The sequence below is a fragment of the Citrobacter sp. CtB7.12 genome, from assembly GCF_001297795.1.
Lineage (GTDB): Bacteria > Pseudomonadota > Gammaproteobacteria > Enterobacterales > Enterobacteriaceae > Citrobacter_A > Citrobacter_A amalonaticus.
Genome location: NZ_LIFT01000020.1, coordinates 1 through 17,298, shown reverse-complemented (window position 1 = coordinate 17,298; position 17,298 = coordinate 1). Strand labels below are relative to the sequence as shown.

Below are 17,298 nucleotides of genomic sequence, written 5' to 3'. Positions count from 1 at the left end.
GATTGTATCAATTCACCTCATTAATAAGAATGATCAATACTCATACAAATCGTGCAGCAGAACAAAGGGAGGATTTTTCTGTTGCTGATGCCAAAGACTGGTCACCTCTGGCCCACCAAGAGCAACTATCTGGTCGCGAAACGCCTGACTACTCATGGATTCTCGTGTTGGGAGCATTTGCTCCAGCAACGTTACAGAAATGCCGGAAATGACTTCACACTGCGGATGTTTATGGCTCAGCAGTGACGCCACGCGATACGGCGCCGCACCGGGCTGGTCGGTCAGAAAGATGACGCCATCACCGGAATCCGTAGCATGCAATGCGTCGCACATCATCCGACTCAGCATGTTCGCGCTCAATCCACGCCAAAAATTCACCGCCCGGCATTGCGCCAGTGAGCCGTGTTTTTTTTCCAGAAGGCTCAGCAGTTCCTCAGCCTTATCGTCATGACAGGTTATGACCCAGCCTAGCATTTCTCACCTCATTAGCAGGCAAGTAGTTTATCAGAGTGACAAATGGAGAATGATGACAATGGTCAACAATCACCCTCTCCTCACCGGGAGGAGAGGGTGAAAACGGTCAGCTACGCAACCCGCGACCGCGCTGGATTAAAGACCAGCACAGCAGATAAAACACCACAATAAAGACCACCAGCACGCCAAACGTAGTCACTAACGGCACATCGTGAATGCCGAGGAAGCCGTAGCGGAAGCCGCTAATCATATAGACGATTGGGTTCAGTTGCGATAAGCCCTGCCAGAACGGCGGCAGCAGCGTCAGGGAGTAAAACACCCCACCGAGATAGGTCAGCGGCGTCAGGACAAACGTCGGGATCAGGCTGATATCATCAAAGGTTTTCGCAAATACGGCGTTCAACAGCCCCGCCAGTGAAAACAGAATCGCCGTCAGAACCAGCGTCAGCGCCACAAACAGCCACGAATGCACCTGGAACGGAACAAAGAACAGTGAAATCGCCGTCACCAGCACCCCGACGCACAGTCCGCGCGCCACACCGCCGCCGACAAAACCGGCGATAATCACGTGTGTCGGCACCGGCGCAACCAGCAGCTCTTCAATGTTGCGCTGGAATTTGGCGCTAAAGAATGACGACGCCACGTTCGCATACGCGTTGGTGATGACCGCCATCATGATTAGACCCGGCACGATAAACTGCATATAGCTGAAACCGTGCATCTCGCCAATGCGGGAACCAATCAGGTTGCCGAAGATAATAAAATAGAGCGTCATGGTGATGACGGGCGGCACCAGCGTCTGGATCCAGATCCGCATAAAACGGTTAATTTCTTTCGCCCAGATGCTTTTCAGCGCGACCCAGTAAAGCTGCATCATACGCGATCTCCTTGTTTTTCATGAACCAGTGACACAAACAGCTCTTCAAGGCGGTTCGCTTTGTTACGCATACTCAATACCTGAATGCCCTGCGCGCTGAGCTGGCTGAACACGCTGTTAATTCCCTGCTCACGCAACACTTCCACTTCCAGCGTAGAGGTATCCACCAGCCGATAGTGATAGCCCTCCAGCTGCGGTAACGGACTTTTCGCCGCCAGATCGAGAATGAAGGTTTCGGATTTGAGCTTAGAGAGCAGGTTCTTCATCGAGGTGTTTTCGACCAGCTCGCCGTGCTGAATAATCCCGATGTTGCGGCAGAGCATTTCTGCCTCTTCCAGATAGTGAGTGGTCAGAATGATCGTGGTGCCTTTATCGTTTAAATCCTTCAAAAATCCCCACATTGAGCGGCGAAGTTCAATATCGACGCCCGCTGTCGGTTCATCGAGAATCAGTAGCTTCGGCTCGTGCATCAGCGCGCGGGCGATCATCAGACGGCGCTTCATCCCGCCGGATAACATCCGCGCACGTTCGTTGCGTTTTTCCCACAGATCGAGTTGTTTTAAATACTTTTCGCTGCGCTCAACCGCTTCTTTTCGCTCCACGCCGTAGTAGCCCGCCTGATTGACCACAATCTGCTGTACGGTCTCAAACGGGTTGAAGTTAAATTCCTGTGGCACCAGCCCGAGTTGACGTTTGGCGTTGACGACATCTTTTTCGAGATCGTAACCAAAGACGCTGACGCGCCCGGACGATTTATTCACCAGCGAGCTGATGATACCGATAGTGGTCGACTTGCCTGCCCCGTTCGGCCCCAGAAGCGCGTAAAAATCCCCCGCTTCGACCTGTAAATCTATCCCGCGCAGTGCCTGAACACCGCCAGGATAGGTTTTTTTAAGTTGTTGAAGTTCCAGCGCAATGGTCATAAATTTTTACTTACCTTACGTACTTACACTTTATATGTGGTTTAAATAATCCCGGAGTTGCCCTATATTAGCCCAACGCACTTATTTGGTTACAGGTCGTTAACCTCCATGAAAGACATAGATACACTCATCAGCAACAATGCACTATGGTCAAAAATGCTGGTGGAAGAGGATTCCGGATTTTTTGAGAAACTGGCGCAAGCGCAAAAACCGCGCTTTCTATGGATTGGATGTTCCGACAGTCGCGTTCCCGCAGAACGTTTAACCGGTCTTGAACCGGGCGAATTATTTGTCCACCGTAATGTGGCCAACCTGGTCATCCACACCGACCTCAACTGCCTCTCTGTTGTTCAGTATGCCGTTGATGTCCTCGAAGTTGAACACATTATTATCTGTGGTCACTACGGGTGTGGCGGCGTACAGGCTGCGGTCGATAACCCGGAACTGGGCCTCATCGACAACTGGCTGCTGCATATCCGTGATATCTGGTTCAAACATAGCTCATTGCTGGGTGAAATGCCGCAAGAGCGCCGTATGGACACGCTGTGCGAGCTGAACGTGATGGAACAGGTGTATAACCTGGGCCACTCCACCATCATGCAGTCAGCCTGGAAACGGGGTCAGAAAGTGACCATCCACGGCTGGGCATACGGTATTCACGACGGCCTGCTGCGCGATCTGGAAGTGACCGCGACCAGTCGCGCCACCCTGGAGCAGCGTTATCGTCAGGGCGTGTCTAACCTCAGCCAGAAGCACGTCAATCACAAATAAAAATCCCCGGTCATACACCAGGGATGTATCCAGTCAAAGCCGGGATTTTCCCGGCTTTTTTACGCTTATTCGTCCAGCAGCACCACTTTGCCGACATACGGCAGATGACGATAGCGCTGAGCGTAATCAATACCGTAACCCACCACGAACTCATCCGGAATGGAGAACCCGATGAACTCGACCGGAACGTTCACTTCACGGCGAGAGGGTTTATCCAGCAGGGTGCAAATCGCCAGGGATTTCGGTTCACGCAGGCTCAGGATTTCACGCACTTTCGACAGCGTGTTACCGGAGTCGATAATGTCTTCCACAATCAGCACGTCCTTGCCGCGAATGTCTTCATCGAGATCTTTAAGGATCTTGACGTCTCGGGTGGTGGACATGCCGCTACCGTAGCTGGAGGCGGTCATAAAATCGACTTCATGAGATACCTGCACTTCACGGCACAGGTCCGCCATAAACATGAATGAGCCACGTAGCAGACCCACCAGCACCATATCACTGCCGCTGTCTTTATAACGCTCAGTAATCTGACGGCCCAGTTCAGCGATACGCGCTTTGATCTCCGCTTCGGGGATCATGACTTCTACAGTATGTTTCATATCTCTAACCATATGATTTAAAAACAAATCACTCAATGCCTGCTCTTGATAAGTCAGCATCTAAGCGCAAGGCACGCAGTATACCAGTAAAAGTATTTATTCGCGGCATCTCTTAATAAAGCTCATTTTGTGATGACGATCACACATGTTAAATCCTATAATTAATTGCTACTAAAAAATTAACAAATTGAGATGGTGTATTTTTATGGCAGATAACAACGCACGTTCGCCACGGTTACTCGTGACGCTAACGGCCCTCTTTGCAGCGCTATGCGGGCTTTATCTTTTGATCGGCGGAGGCTGGCTGGTCGCCATTGGCGGCTCCTGGTACTACCCGATTGCGGGACTGGTGATGCTGGGCGTTGCCGTATTGCTCTGGCGCAGCAAACGTTCCGCACTCTGGCTGTACGCCGCCCTGCTCCTCGCCACCCTGATTTGGGGCGTGTGGGAGGTCGGGTTCGACTTTTGGGCGCTGACGCCGCGCAGCGATATTCTGGTCTTCTTCGGCATCTGGCTGATTTTACCGTTCGTCTGGCATCGCCTGCTCGTCCCTTCCCGCGGTGCCGTAGCCGCTCTGGTGGTGGCCCTGCTGATCAGCGGCGGGCTCCTCACCTGGGCGGGCTTTCATGATCCGCAGGAGATCAACGGCACGCTGAGCGCCGACGCCACACCAGCCGAACCTATCTCCGCCATTTCGGACAACGACTGGCCCGCGTATGGTCGTAATCAGGAAGGCCAGCGTTTCTCGCCGCTCAAACAGATCAACGCCGATAACGTCCACAATCTGAAAGAAGCGTGGGTGTTCCGCACCGGTGACTTGAAGCAGCCGAACGATCCGGGTGAAATCACCAATGAAGTGACGCCGATTAAGGTTGGCGATACGCTGTATCTTTGTACCGCCCATCAGCGTCTGTTCGCGCTGGATGCCGCTACCGGTAAAGAGAAGTGGCATTTCGATCCGCAACTCAATACCAACACCAGCTTCCAGCACGTGACCTGCCGTGGCGTGTCGTACCATGAAGCGAAAGCCGATAACGCGTCCCCGGAAGTGGTTGCCGACTGTCCGCGCCGTATCATCCTGCCCGTCAACGACGGTCGTCTGTTTGCGGTGAATGCCGAAACCGGCAAGCTGTGTGAAACCTTTGCCAACAAAGGTATTCTGAATCTGCAGACCAACATGCCGGACACCACGCCGGGTCTGTATGAGCCAACATCGCCGCCAATCATCACCGATAAAACGATTGTGATTGCTGGTTCAGTAACGGATAACTTCTCCACCCGCGAAACCTCGGGCGTGATCCGTGGTTTTGACGTCAATAACGGTAAACTGCTGTGGGCGTTCGATCCGGGTGCGAAAGACCCGAATGCAATCCCTTCCGATGAGCACTCTTTTACCTTTAACTCGCCGAACTCCTGGGCTCCGGCGGCCTACGACGCGAAGCTGGATCTGGTCTATCTGCCGATGGGGGTGACTACGCCGGATATCTGGGGGGGTAACCGTACGCCAGAGCAGGAACGCTACGCCAGCTCGATTGTGGCGCTGAACGCGACCACCGGTAAACTTGCCTGGAGCTATCAGACCGTCCACCACGATCTGTGGGATATGGACATGCCGTCCCAGCCGACGCTGGCGGATATCACCGTCAACGGTGAGAAAGTCCCTGTTATCTACGCGCCAGCGAAAACCGGTAACATCTTTGTCCTCGACCGCCGTAACGGTGAACTGGTCGTTCCGGCACCGGAAAAACCGGTTCCGCAGGGTGCCGCGAAAGGCGATTACGTCAGCAAAACGCAGCCGTTCTCTGAACTGAGTTTCCGTCCGAAAAAAGATCTGACCGGAGCGGATATGTGGGGCGCCACCATGTTCGATCAACTGGTGTGCCGCGTGATGTTCCACCAGATGCGCTATGAGGGCATCTTTACCCCGCCGTCTGAGCAGGGCACGCTGGTGTTCCCGGGCAACCTCGGGATGTTCGAATGGGGTGGTATCTCGGTCGATCCGAACCGTCAGGTGGCGATTGCCAACCCGATGGCGCTGCCGTTCGTCTCGAAGCTGATCCCACGCGGTCCGGGTAATCCGATGGAACAGCCGAAAGATGCAAAAGGCACAGGCACCGAATCCGGCATCCAGCCGCAATATGGCGTGCCGTTTGGCGTCACGCTGAACCCATTCCTGTCGCCGTTTGGTCTGCCATGTAAGCAACCGGCCTGGGGTTATATCTCCGCGCTGGATCTGAAGACCAATGAGGTAGTCTGGAAAAAACGCATTGGCACGCCGCAGGACAGCATGCCGTTCCCGATGCCGGTTCCAGTACCGTTCAATATGGGGATGCCAATGCTGGGCGGTCCTATCTCAACGGCGGGCAACGTGTTGTTTATTGCCGCCACGGCGGATAACTACCTGCGCGCCTATAACATGAGCAACGGTGAGAAACTGTGGCAGGGGCGTCTGCCAGCCGGTGGACAAGCCACACCGATGACCTATGAGGTGAAAGGTAAACAGTATGTCGTAATTTCAGCCGGAGGCCACGGCTCGTTTGGTACGAAGATGGGCGATTATATTGTCGCTTACGCCTTGCCTGACGACGCGAAATAAAACCATTTTGTTCTGAGCAGAGACAGCGTGGAAATCCCACGCTGTCTTTTTTTAACGCAAAACGCCCACAATACTTGCGGGCGCTTATCGATATTTAGCGATAATGATTAGTCAAACTTAAGCGACATTAATGACGCTTTTGCGACATCCTGATACTGGTCAACTAAATCCTTCGTCATATTAAAGGCAACCTGCACAGCTTTATTATCCTGACTGGTAATCAGCATCAGATTCAGAATTTCGCTATCCGCAGCCTGAGAGCGGAAAGTCACTAGCCATGCCTTATGCCCATCAACCGTAACGGCTTCTGCCTCTGGTTTGTAGTTAGCTAACATTTTCAACATCGCATCTTTCATCATATCCAGCTGCGCCGCAGGCAGTGCGTTGCGACCCGCCGTCACGCCCAGTGAGGCTTTACCTCTCTCGTCGCCATAAATGATCTGTGGACGATTCTCAAACGGGTATTTAATTTTCGCCATTTCCGCCGACATAGGCGTCAGCGTTTGCGGAATTTCGATGCTTAACTTCAGCTCGGGAAAGTGTTTACGCTCCATGTCCATTCCGGCATGAGCAGAAATCGCCACTAACATAGCAAAAGAAGCCGCCACAATTTTACGGAAAATATCCATTTTTCACCTCAGGTTTGATGGTCAGATTCCGCGAGTATATCCCGAAAGAGGAATAAAAATACGGCCCTAATCTATTTTCAGAAATTAAGGATGAGAGTGGTATTATTCTTATTACTGATGGATGGCGATTCCGGGAAAACCGACATCGCCATCCGTCGCTTATACCGTAAAGCCTAACATCATGCCGGTATCTTCATGTTCCAGCAGATGACAGTGCGCCATATAGGCATGCTCTTTGGGCGCGATGTGATCAAATTTCACTAACACCTCGCTGACGCTGCCTTCCACCCGAACGGTATCTTTCCAGCCCGCACGATGGGCCGCAGGCGTCTGGCCGTTCTCCGACAGGATGCGGAACTGCGTACCGTGGATATGGAACGGATGCAGCATCATATCGCCCACCCCGGAGATGACCCAGCGTTCATATTGACCTTTGCTGGCCGCGAACATCGGCTTGTTCATATCGAACGCCACGCCGTTTATCTTATTCGCGTTATGGAAATCAAACTGACCGCCGTGGTTCATATGGCCCATGTCGCCATGCTGCATGTTGCCCATATGCCCCTGCATCTGCCCGTGATGCATGCCCGCCATCGCCTGATCGCCATACTTTTTCATCAGCATCTGCATTCCCATCATGTCGAGCATCGGATCCATCGACAGTTGCAGATTACGTACCGTCAGGCCGTCAACCGCAGGTAGCGCAGGCATGGTACTTAGAGTGTCCGGCAGCGTACCGGAGGCATTCACGGCAACCGGCTGAATACGCATGACCGGATGCGGCTTATCAAACGGCGCAATCGCCATCCCCATCTGGCTGACCGGCAGGGTAACCAAATCAAACGGTTTACCGTCACTGACGTCCACCAGTACTTCAAAACGCTCGCCCATCAGCATGGGCAGTTCATTTACTTTTACCGGTTCCGCCAGCAGCCCGCCGTCGCTGGCAATGACGTACAGCGGACGCTTATCGCTGGCGGCAAAATTGAGTGAACGGGCGTTACAACCGTTAAGCAACCGCAGACGTAACCAGCCGCGCGGCGCAGCATGTTGAGGATAAATGGCGCCATTGGTCAGTAGCGTATCGCCAAACCAGCCTACAGCCGCCGTCATCACATCAAGCTGATAATCAATCTGCCCGGCCGCGTTAAACCGTTTGTCCTGCACGATGACCGGGATATCGTCGATTCCCCACTGCTTCGGGAGCAGCAGCTTATGAATTTCTTCATCCTCAATCAGAACCAGCCCCGCTAAGCCCATCGCCACCTGATGCCCGGTTTTCCCATGCTGATGGGGATGAAACCAGCAGGTCGCCGCTCGCTGATCCGGCGTAAACGTAACGGTACGTTTTCCGCTCGCCGGGATAATCCCCTGCGGCCCGCCATCCACCTCACCCGGCACCTCCAGCCCATGCCAGTGCACTGTGGTCTCTTCCTGAAGCTGGTTGTGGATATCCACCGTCACCGCTTTGCCTTTTTGCAACTTCAGCGCAGGCCCGAGCAGATTACCGTTATAGCCCCAGGTGGTTGCCGCTTTTCCGGCAAAGGTCGACTGACCCGCTTTCACCATCAGCGAGATCTGGTTACGTGCGTCGGCGGTGAGAAGCTCGGGAATGGGCAACGTGGGGCGTTGGGCGGCAAAAACGGTGCGGCTCCAGAGCGGTAAGGCTGACGACAGCCCCAGAGCCACAGAATATTTTAAGAAATCACGACGTTGCATAATTATTTCCTTATTTTGCTGCAGGCGAAATAACGCTAATCTCTGAGCATAGACCCTCCCCTTACGGCAAGGTCAAGCCAGGGATATCACTTAATAGATAATAAAAGTCGTCGCTTCGCCTCCAGTATGCTAACGTTGACTTTCCGTAATGCAGTGGTAGAAGCAATGAAGACGTTTTTCAGAACCGTGTTGTTCGGCAGCCTGATGGCCGTATGCGCAAACAGCTATGCGCTCAGTGAATCTGAAGCCGAAGATATGGCCGATTTGACGGCCGTTTTTGTCTTTCTGAAAAATGACTGCGGCTACCAGAATTTACCCAACGGGCAGATTCGCCGCGCACTGGTCTTCTTTGCTCAGCAAAACCAGTGGGACCTCAGCAATTACGACACCTTCGATATGAAATCCCTCGGCGAAGACAGCTATCGCGATCTCAGCGGTATCGGTATCCCTGTCGCCAAAAAATGCAAAGCGCTGGCGCGCGACTCCCTGAGCCTGCTGGCTTACGTCAAATAACCTCCCGTCCCTGTTGCTGAAACAATGACCGTGCATCAACGGTCATTGTTAGCTATGATGTTGCGCCCTTTTTTTACGGGTGTTAACAAAGGAGGCATCACCCTATGGCCGAAAAACCACAGTGGCATGAAACGCTACACGACCAGTTTGGGCAGTACTTTGCCGTCGATAACGTTCTTTATCACGAGAAGACCGCGCATCAGGATCTCATCATCTTCGAAAACGCCGCCTTTGGTCGCGTAATGGCGCTGGACGGCGTGGTGCAGACCACCGAGCGCGATGAGTTTATCTATCATGAGATGATGACGCACGTTCCGTTGATGGCTCACGGTCACGCGAAACACGTACTGATTATCGGCGGTGGCGACGGTGCGATGCTGCGCGAAGTCACCCGGCACAAAAACGTTGAAACCATCACGATGGTGGAAATCGATGCTGGCGTTGTCTCGTTCTGCCGCCAGTATCTGCCCAACCACAACGCCGGTAGCTATGACGATCCGCGCTTTACGCTGGTGATCGACGACGGCGTGAATTACGTCAACCAGACGCAGAACACGTTTGATGTGATCATCTCCGACTGCACCGATCCGATCGGTCCCGGTGAGAGTCTGTTCACCTCGGCATTCTACGAAGGTTGTAAACGCTGCCTGAATCCGGGCGGGATCTTTGTCGCGCAGAACGGCGTCTGCTTCCTGCAACAGGATGAAGCCCTCGACAGCCACCGTAAGCTCAGCCATTACTTCGCCGACGTTGGCTTCTACCAGGCGGCGATCCCCACCTACTACGGCGGCATAATGACTTTCGCGTGGGCGACCGATAATGAAGCGTTGCGCCACCTGTCGACTGAAATCATCCAGGCGCGTTTTCACACCTCTGGCCTTAAGTGTCGCTATTACAACCCGGCAATCCACACGGCAGCGTTTGCCTTACCCCAGTATCTGCAAGACGCGCTGGCGACAGCATCGTCCTAAGGAGAAGATAAGAAATTGAAAAAACTGAAACTGCATGGCTTTAACAACCTGACTAAAAGTCTGAGTTTTTGTATTTACGATATCTGCTATGCCAAAACCGCCGAAGAGCGCGACGGATACATCGCCTATATCGACGAACTCTACAACGCTAACCGTCTGACCGAAATTCTGTCAGAAACCTGCTCTATCATCGGCGCCAATATCCTGAATATTGCCCGTCAGGATTACGAACCTCAGGGTGCCAGCGTCACCATTCTGGTGAGCGAAGAACCTGTCGATCCGCAGTTGATTGATAAAACCGAGCATCCCGGCCCGCTGCCGGAAACGGTGGTCGCCCATCTTGATAAGAGCCATATTTGCGTGCATACCTATCCGGAAAGCCACCCGGAAGGCGGATTATGCACCTTCCGCGCCGATATTGAGGTTTCAACCTGCGGTGTGATTTCTCCCTTGAAGGCACTGAATTACTTGATCCACCAGCTTGAATCCGACATCGTGACCATCGATTATCGCGTGCGTGGCTTTACCCGTGATATCAACGGGATGAAGCACTTTATCGATCATGAGATTAACTCCATTCAGAACTTTATGTCCGAGGATATGAAGTCGTTGTATGACATGGTGGATGTGAACGTGTATCAGGAAAATATCTTCCATACCAAAATGCTGCTTAAAGAGTTCGACCTTAAGCACTACATGTTCCATACCCGACCAGAAGACTTGACCGACGCAGAGCGTAAAGAGATTACCGCTGCGCTGTGGAAAGAGATGCGAGAGATTTACTACGGGCGCAATATCCCGAGCGTGTAAGAAAAATGCTCAGGCACTCTGCGGAGTGCCTGAGCCGAATCCGAGACTATTCATTTCCCCATCGATTCAGGAATTCTGCGATATCATCGATGCGTTGCGCGTCAATGCCAGCGTCGACCGCCATCTCCTGCTGCGCTTCTTCGCTGATCTCTTCGTTATTTGTTAAGCGAGCAATCAGTAGCTGGAAATAGCGAGCAAGAGGATCACGCTCCGACGCGTTAATCGGTTCTGCGGATTCCGTCGAATACTCATCCACAATATCATAATATTTCAGGGGTATTTCATTACCCATCACTCATCTCCTGGGGTTATCCCAACGTTAATTACTCAGGCTGTACCAGCGTCAGGGCGACGGATTGCGCTTTCAGTTCGGCCTGTACGTCTTGCGGTAAATTAACATCGGTAATGACGTCGGTAAAGCGACTGAGAGAAGCCACATTAAATAGCGAATGCGCGCCGTATTTGCTGCTGTCGGCCAGCAGCACTTTTCGTTGCGCATTGGCGATAATTTCCTGCTTCAGTCCCGCTTTGTCCTCAGTCGGCGTGGTCACGCCCTTTTCCATACTCCAGGTATTACAGCTCATAAACGCGATATCAGGATAGACGCTGCGCAGCATTTTGCGGCCAAACTCGCCGATGCATGACTGGCTGCTGTCATCAATTCGCCCACCGACAATAGTCACCTCTATCTGGCGAAACTCGGATAAAAACAGGGCGATGTGCAGATCAACGGTAATGACTCTGAGGGGAAGATGAGTTAAACATTTTGCCAGCTCCAGCATCGTGGTTCCGGCATCAAGCACCACGGCATCGCCCGCATGCACCATCGAGGCCGCATAACGCGCAATCGCCCGTTTTTCGGCGGGCGATCGCAGTTGCTTCTCGTTGGTGGTCGGTTGCACTGCTTCAAAACGCCGTAACGCCACACCGCCGTGGCTGCGACTGATCACCCCCTGTTCATCCAGTTTGATCAGATCGCGGCGGATCGTTGCCGGAGAGGCCTCAACGGCATCCACCAGTTGTTCCACGGTCACCAGCGTATGATTTTTCAAATACGCCACAATCTGATCCAGACGGTGTTGTCCTTTCATAACAGGAAATTATGCCAGTTGCATTGCCAGTTTAATCGATACGGCCATGCTCTCAGATTTTGCTTTTCCCGTCCAGGCGATATCAAATGCCGTCCCGTGATCGGCGGAGGTGCGAATAAACGGCAAACCGGCAGTGATGTTGACGCCGTCATAAAAACCCAGCAGCTTCAGCGGGATATGGCCCTGATCGTGGTACATCGCCACCACCATGTCATAGTGACCTTCATACGCCTGCAAAAATACAGTGTCCGGCGGGCATGGGCCGTAAACATCCATCCCCTTTGCCTTCATGTTCTCAATCGCCGGACCGACGATGCGAATCTCCTCATCGCCGAACAGCCCGTTCTCACCAGCATGTGGATTCACCCCCGCCACGGCTATACGCGGCTGCGCATAACCCACACGCTTCAGGAAGGTATCGGCGATACTAATAACAGTCTCCACGCGCTGACCGTTCAGGGTATCGAGGAACTTACGCAGGGCGATATGGGTGGAAACGTGAATGACTTTCAGCTTATCGGTATAAAGCACCATCGCGTAGTCGCGACTTTCCGTCAGCGTCGCCAGCAACTCGGTGTGTCCGGGGAAATGGTGCCCGCCAAGATGCAGGGCTTCTTTGTTCAACGGCGCAGTGGCGATAGCATGAACGTCGCCTTTCATCGCCAGTTCCGTTGCCCGTTTTACGCAGCGATAAGCCAGATCGCCTGCCTGAGCCTGCACTTTACCCGGCTCCAGTGCGTCCGGGTCCGCCAGCGGTTCATCAATCACATGAATCACACCAGGCACGAAGCGGGCGTCCGCCACCTGCGTAATGGCGCGAAACGTCACGCCCTCCGCCAGACCGTTGGCCTGTAACCGCTTCAGGGTTTGCAGGCATCCCACTACCACCAGCGGCGCGCCGTTAAGTTCATCTTCACTGAGCGCTTTAACAATAATTTCCGGGCCGATCCCCGCAGGATCGCCCATCGTAATCGCGACGGTTTTAGTTACCACTGTACATCTCCTCAATAAAATAAAGCGCATCACAAAGGGTACTGTCGGAGCCGAATCCTCCTGCTTTGGTGATCACCGGCAGATCGTCAATCTCGCTGTTCACGAACGTTCCGCACGGAATGCACGGCGCTACCTCGCTCTGAATGCGATAGCCTTCCGCCCCCAGCGCACTGGCAACGGCGGTCGCAATATCCCCTCCGGTCAGGAACAGGCCGCCAATACGCGCCTGCTCAATAATGCGTAACGTGATGATTCCAAGACGCTGGCTTAACCGTTCGCCAAGCGCCTGACGGCTCATCCCGACGCTGGCACACAGCGTGTCGATCATCTGTCGGTCGTCCGCACTACGACTGGTACGTAAAATCGTATGGTGGTGACGGCTCAGTAACGCGCAGGCCTGCTCCACCACCGACGCGATTTCCTGTTCGAAACCGGCAGAGGCCAGTCGTGAGGCATCGATATCGACAACCTTTGCCCGGTCCTGACACAGCGCCTTGTCTACCTGACGTCGCGTGGCTTCACTCATCGAACCCGCGACGACCAGCACCGGCAACGCTTGCTTTTCCTGCATAAACAGGCGGACCGGCAGGGCATTGGCGAGACCAGCCGCGCCGACCAGTAACGGCAGCGTCTCCTGCTCACAGATTGCATGCGCAATCAGCGACAAATCACGGTCCTCAACGGCATCCACCACCACCATGCACTCACCTTCAGCAGCGAAAGCGGCTAACAGCGCGCTCAGTCGTCCGCGACGGACATCGTCGAGCGACACTTCATGCACCGGAATGTCACTTTGCAACGAGACCAGTTCCGCAATGCGCGAAGAGATAATCGGCGTTTTGGGATCGCTGGCAAATTCGGTCTCCAGTAATGGCGTTCCGTTGACCAGGCACAGTCCATCGCGTGTTGTGCGCCCTGCGGCGGGGATCGCCGCCGCAATCACGGCCAGCGTCCGGTTAGCGGCGCGCATCGCCGCCGTCACCTCGGCGCCGACGTTGCCACGAAACGTAGAATCAATTTTTTTATACACCAGCGGCGCGGTTTCCCCTTCACACCAGGGGGCTAACGCTTGTTGTACCGCCTGCGCGGCTTGCGCCGACGGGATTGCCCGGCTCTCTGTGTTGATCACCAGCACATCAGCACGACGGGAAGGCTTCTGCGTCGGGGTGAGCATTACCTCTGTGCGTGCGCCTTTTTTCGCCAGTTGCACGCCGGTATCGTTAGAGCCCGTAAAATCATCGGCAATGACGATCATTTTCATGCTTTATTCTCCTGAGTAACCTGACGAGCCTGTTTTTTGGCAACCCACGAGGTCAGGATCGGCGTCAGGATCGCGGTGGTGATCACGGAGGCGGCAATCAATGGCGCGGCAGCAGCAGCGACTTCCGCCAGCGAAGGGTCAGCCTGGGCTATCGCCAGCGGCGTTGCAACGGCATTACCGGCAGTACTGGAGGCCGCCGCTCCGGCAATCCCGGTACCGCCCACCAGACGGTCTGCGCGGATGTTAAAGAAGCCGCCGACGAACGTGGTTAACACCCCCAGCAGGATGCCCGCCAGACCGCCCTGCAATAGCATTTCGAGGTTGATGCCAGCCCCCAGCGCAAAGGCGAAGAACGGGATCAACAGCGGTCCGCCTTTGGTCAGGAAGTCACGCATGTTGTGATCGAGGTTACCGAGGATCATGCCAACCACCAGCGGGACCAGGACCGCCACCAGTGCCATGATCGGAATGTTGGCCATTCCCGCAGCACCCAGCGCGATCATGGTAAAGAATGGACCGTCATTAAGAGACAGAATAGAGATTGCGCCGACGTCACGCTCGTTACCGAACTCGCCGACTAATGCCGCGTACAGCCCCCCATTCGAGTTACTCATGGCAGCAATAATCGCCAGTCCGCTTAAGCCAAAGATCCCTTCAGTCCCGAACAGGTGCTCAACGCCAAGACCGAGCGCAATGGCGATCAGCAGTTTGGTCAGGGTAATCGTACCGCCCTGCAATAAAGCCTGAGGTGCCGCCTTCACGCTGATCCCTGCGCCCATGCACAACAGGAATGCACCGATTAGCGGCGCGGCGCCGTTTTTAAACAGCGCGGTAGTAAATCCGCCGATCTCCAGCGCCTGCGGGGCAAAGGTATTGATAATGGCACCGATAACCAATGGCACGACCATCATGCCGCCGGGTACGCGTTCTATTGCCTTCTTGATGTTCATGGTCTTCCCGCCTGTTGTTGTGTTGTGATTAAATAAAATCACAACGATTATATTTAATCAATTTTAGATCACAAATGGGCCAGATCACAGTTTTAAAATGATTAATAAAAATCAAACAATCATTTTTCGGTAAAAAAAAACCGGACGCAGACGCCCGGCTCCACTGATGATTGAAATTATTCAGGATTGACGCAGAAATTCCCGATAGGCGTTTACCACCTGCAGGAAATCCTCGACGCCGCACAGCGACAGGCTTTCTTCATCGTAGTAATTCATCCCTTCTTCCATTTCGTCGCCGGTAAACTCCAGCTGGTTGGCGCGGATCATCACCTCTTCGCCGTCCATCCAGAGCGTATATTCATGCCCCGCCCGTTGCCAGGAACGTTCGCTGCCTTTTACCGCGTTAGCCGCCTGTTCCACTTCGTCCAGCAGGGCCAGGTTTTCTTTCACTTCTTCATTAAACCAGTGCCCGACCACTTCGTGACCCATGGACATGCGCACCAAAACCCGACCGGTAACATCGCGCAGAAATTCGTAATCCATAATGTAGTCCTCTGCTCCCGGCAATGCGCCATTACCGCATTGCGCCTTGTCTTAATTATCGCAGCCTGGACGCAGAAAAAAAGCGGATCGCGTATAAGGAATGGAAATAAAAAGCCCCGCTGAAATACTGGACTGCACCCCAAAAGTTGGACACTCAACTGAGTAAGGTGCAGTTTTTTATGGCAAAGCCAAAATATTCCCCTGAAACAAAACTGGCTGTGGTTAATCATTATTTGTCCGGAAAAGACGGAGAAGAGCGTACAGCCGACCGTTTTGGTGTTGAAAGAACTTCCGTCCGTCGCTGGGTCAGGGCGTGGCAACTCCACGGTATGGAAGGGCTGTCAGGGAAAAATAAACATCATTCAGCTGAATTTAAACTCGTCGTCGTCCGGGCGGTTATCCGTGACCACCTGACGATGCGTGAAGCAGCTGCCCGGTTTAATCTCTCTGCAGAAACGCTTGTCCGACACTGGGTCTGCGTGTACAACGATGCCGGAGCGGAAGGACTGCTAAACATTCAACGCGGACGGCCTGGAAAAATGACAAAACAAAAAATCCCCCCATCCCCTACAGATAAAGAACTGGAAAAACTCTCCCCCGAAGAACTCCGGGCTGAACTCCGTTACCTGCGGGCAGAGAATGCCTATCTAAAAAAGTTGAAGGCCTTGGTTCAGAGCGAAAAAAACGGCAGCAAGCCCTGATAATCAGTGAACTGAGGCATAAGCACGCTCTGCGAGACCTCCTGCGCGCGGCAGGCATGTCCCGCAGTACATGGTATTACAATATGAATGCCCTGAAGCAGGTGGACAGGCATGCCGGGCTGAAAGATAAAATCCGTGAGATATACGCCTGGCACAAAGGCCGTTATGGCTACCGCAGGATCACGCTTTCGCTGAGAAAGCAGGGTCTGCTGGTGAACCATAAAACCGTGCAGCGGCTGATGACAGAGCTGTCGCTCCGGTCTCTGATAAGGGCGAAGAAATACCGCTCATGGAAGGGGGAAACAGGCAAGGCAGCCCCCAATATCCTGAGCAGGAACTTCAGTGCATCAAAAGCCAATGAAAAATGGGTTACGGATGTTACAGAGTTCTCGCTGCAGGGTAAAAAGCTGTACCTGTCGCCGGTACTCGATCTTTTTAACCGGGAAATAATCTCCTACAGCCTGTCGGAAAGGCCGGTGATGGAGATGGTTAATACCATGCTGCGGGATGCGTTCTTAAAGCTCGGACCAGACGACGCCCCCTTGCTGCACACAGATCAGGGCTGGCAATATCGGATGGCAGGCTATCAGGCAAAGTTAAAGGCGCAGGGCATGACGCAAAGTATGTCCCGAAAAGGAAACTGTCTGGATAATGCCGTGATGGAAAACTTCTTCGGGACGCTGAAATCGGAGTGTTTTTACCTGAGTCAGTTCAGCAATATCAGCGAACTGAGGAAGGCGATAGAGGATTATATCCGTTACTACAACAACGAGCGGATAAGCCTGAAACTAAAAGGCCTGAGTCCGGTAGAGTACCGGGCCCAGGCTCTGAAGGCCGCTTAATATAAACTGTCCAGATTTATGGGGTCAGTCCA

At 53.5% G+C, this 17,298-nt stretch carries 18 protein-coding genes; 6 read left to right on the top strand and 12 right to left on the bottom strand.

Features of this window, described 5'->3' with window-relative positions; translation table 11 throughout:
* Nucleotides 1-33: 33 nt before the first annotated feature.
* The 3 genes from AOY24_RS19085 to AOY24_RS19075 form a co-directional block, all read right to left on the bottom strand.
* Complete coding sequence (locus AOY24_RS19085) at nucleotides 34-474, bottom strand: PTS sugar transporter subunit IIA (protein ID WP_044326907.1); 441 nt, start codon at nucleotides 472-474, stop codon at nucleotides 34-36.
* Between the two features lie 106 nt (nucleotides 475-580).
* Nucleotides 581-1,351: an ABC transporter permease gene (locus AOY24_RS19080; RefSeq protein ID WP_042997893.1), complete on the bottom strand. Its 771-nt coding sequence runs from the start codon at nucleotides 1,349-1,351 to the stop codon at nucleotides 581-583.
* Entirely contained in the window at nucleotides 1,348-2,274 is a 927-nt protein-coding gene (locus AOY24_RS19075) for an ABC transporter ATP-binding protein (RefSeq protein WP_054177172.1), read from the bottom strand. Before AOY24_RS19075 ends, AOY24_RS19080 begins: the two co-directional genes overlap by 4 nt.
* Before the next feature lie 108 nt (nucleotides 2,275-2,382).
* Here AOY24_RS19075 and can point away from each other — a divergent pair, with 108 nt between their 5' ends.
* Nucleotides 2,383-3,045, top strand: a complete 663-nt coding sequence (gene can / locus AOY24_RS19070; protein ID WP_042997895.1) for a carbonate dehydratase — start codon at nucleotides 2,383-2,385, stop codon at nucleotides 3,043-3,045.
* Between the two features lie 65 nt (nucleotides 3,046-3,110).
* Here can and hpt read toward each other — a convergent pair whose 3' ends face one another.
* Nucleotides 3,111-3,647 carry a hypoxanthine phosphoribosyltransferase gene (gene hpt / locus AOY24_RS19065; protein WP_042997896.1) on the bottom strand — a complete coding sequence of 179 codons (537 nt, stop codon included), beginning with the start codon at nucleotides 3,645-3,647 and terminating at the stop codon, nucleotides 3,111-3,113.
* 205 nt (nucleotides 3,648-3,852) lie between these two features.
* Between hpt and AOY24_RS19060 the strand changes: the two genes are divergently transcribed.
* Nucleotides 3,853-6,243 carry a glucose/quinate/shikimate family membrane-bound PQQ-dependent dehydrogenase gene (locus AOY24_RS19060; protein WP_054177171.1) on the top strand — a complete coding sequence of 797 codons (2,391 nt, stop codon included), beginning with the start codon at nucleotides 3,853-3,855 and terminating at the stop codon, nucleotides 6,241-6,243.
* Nucleotides 6,244-6,350: 107 nt separating this feature from the next.
* Here the strand turns inward: AOY24_RS19060 and AOY24_RS19055 are convergent, their stop codons facing one another.
* Both AOY24_RS19055 and cueO read right to left on the bottom strand, forming a co-directional pair.
* Nucleotides 6,351-6,872 carry a hypothetical protein gene (locus AOY24_RS19055; protein ID WP_054177170.1) on the bottom strand — a complete coding sequence of 174 codons (522 nt, stop codon included), beginning with the start codon at nucleotides 6,870-6,872 and terminating at the stop codon, nucleotides 6,351-6,353.
* 159 nt (nucleotides 6,873-7,031) lie between these two features.
* Entirely contained in the window at nucleotides 7,032-8,591 is a 1,560-nt protein-coding gene (gene cueO / locus AOY24_RS19050; protein WP_054177169.1) for a multicopper oxidase CueO, read from the bottom strand.
* 165 nt (nucleotides 8,592-8,756) lie between these two features.
* Between cueO and AOY24_RS19045 the strand changes: the two genes are divergently transcribed.
* From AOY24_RS19045 to speD, 3 genes are all read left to right on the top strand, one after another.
* Complete coding sequence (locus tag AOY24_RS19045; protein WP_000846617.1) at nucleotides 8,757-9,104, top strand: YacC family pilotin-like protein; 348 nt, start codon at nucleotides 8,757-8,759, stop codon at nucleotides 9,102-9,104.
* A 104-nt stretch (nucleotides 9,105-9,208) separates the two neighbouring features.
* A complete protein-coding gene (gene speE / locus AOY24_RS19040; RefSeq protein WP_044267433.1) occupies nucleotides 9,209-10,075 on the top strand; it encodes a polyamine aminopropyltransferase in 867 nt (288 codons plus the stop codon).
* A gap of 15 nt (nucleotides 10,076-10,090) precedes the next feature.
* Nucleotides 10,091-10,885 carry an adenosylmethionine decarboxylase gene (speD, locus tag AOY24_RS19035; RefSeq protein ID WP_044255425.1) on the top strand — a complete coding sequence of 265 codons (795 nt, stop codon included), beginning with the start codon at nucleotides 10,091-10,093 and terminating at the stop codon, nucleotides 10,883-10,885.
* A 46-nt stretch (nucleotides 10,886-10,931) separates the two neighbouring features.
* On the opposite strand, the gene AOY24_RS19030 is transcribed toward speD, so the two are convergent.
* From AOY24_RS19030 to yacL, 6 genes are all read right to left on the bottom strand, one after another.
* The gene (locus tag AOY24_RS19030; RefSeq protein WP_054177168.1) at nucleotides 10,932-11,177 is read right to left on the bottom strand and encodes a YmjA family protein; all 246 of its coding nucleotides are present in this window, start codon (nucleotides 11,175-11,177) and stop codon (nucleotides 10,932-10,934) included.
* 31 nt (nucleotides 11,178-11,208) lie between these two features.
* Nucleotides 11,209-11,976, bottom strand: a complete 768-nt coding sequence (locus AOY24_RS19025; protein WP_054177167.1) for a DeoR/GlpR family DNA-binding transcription regulator — start codon at nucleotides 11,974-11,976, stop codon at nucleotides 11,209-11,211.
* Nucleotides 11,977-11,985: 9 nt separating this feature from the next.
* On the bottom strand, nucleotides 11,986-12,969 hold the full coding sequence (locus AOY24_RS19020) for a D-threonate 4-phosphate dehydrogenase (RefSeq protein WP_080343246.1): 984 nt from the start codon (nucleotides 12,967-12,969) through the stop codon (nucleotides 11,986-11,988).
* Nucleotides 12,959-14,230, bottom strand: coding sequence for a D-threonate kinase (locus tag AOY24_RS19015; RefSeq protein WP_054177166.1), 1,272 nt, complete (start codon nucleotides 14,228-14,230; stop codon nucleotides 12,959-12,961). Before AOY24_RS19015 ends, AOY24_RS19020 begins: the two co-directional genes overlap by 11 nt.
* A complete protein-coding gene (locus AOY24_RS19010; RefSeq protein ID WP_042997906.1) occupies nucleotides 14,227-15,180 on the bottom strand; it encodes a 2-keto-3-deoxygluconate permease 1 in 954 nt (317 codons plus the stop codon). Before AOY24_RS19010 ends, AOY24_RS19015 begins: the two co-directional genes overlap by 4 nt.
* Nucleotides 15,181-15,360: 180 nt before the next feature.
* Nucleotides 15,361-15,723, bottom strand: a complete 363-nt coding sequence (gene yacL / locus AOY24_RS19005) for a protein YacL (RefSeq protein WP_054177165.1) — start codon at nucleotides 15,721-15,723, stop codon at nucleotides 15,361-15,363.
* Between the two features lie 179 nt (nucleotides 15,724-15,902).
* Here yacL and AOY24_RS25050 point away from each other — a divergent pair.
* Nucleotides 15,903-17,266 (top strand): IS3 family transposase gene (locus tag AOY24_RS25050; RefSeq protein ID WP_099433379.1). Its coding sequence is split into 2 segments (ribosomal slippage): nucleotides 15,903-16,371 and nucleotides 16,371-17,266, totalling 1,365 coding nucleotides; the frame shifts between segments, so codons are not numbered across the junction.
* Nucleotides 17,267-17,298: the final 32 nt, after the last annotated feature.